Raw genomic sequence first — 212 nt, 5'->3', positions numbered from 1 at the left:
GGTAACGTGAAGGCGATCATCGCGGCGACGAAGAAGGCCGGTATGGACGAGCGGGCCGCCGTGGTGGCGATCGCTACGGCGTTGCAGGAGTCGAAGCTGGAGAACCTGGGTCATCTGGGTGAGCGCAACGACCATGACTCGCAGGGTCTGTTCCAGCAGCGCCCGTCGAGTGGTTGGGGCACGGTGGAGCAGATCACCGACCCGCAGTACTC

1 pseudogene is annotated in these 212 nt (G+C 64.6%); it reads left to right on the top strand.

Annotated elements, in window-relative coordinates:
• Positions 1–212 (top strand): annotated as a pseudogene (locus ACSNOB_RS32205) (hypothetical protein); the annotation flags it as partial.

The sequence above is a fragment of the Micromonospora sp. URMC 106 genome (assembly GCF_051386395.1).
Taxonomy (GTDB): Bacteria; Actinomycetota; Actinomycetes; order Mycobacteriales; family Micromonosporaceae; genus Micromonospora.
The sequence above is the reverse complement of the archived record's forward strand: the minus strand, read 5'-3'. Positions and strand labels throughout refer to the sequence as shown.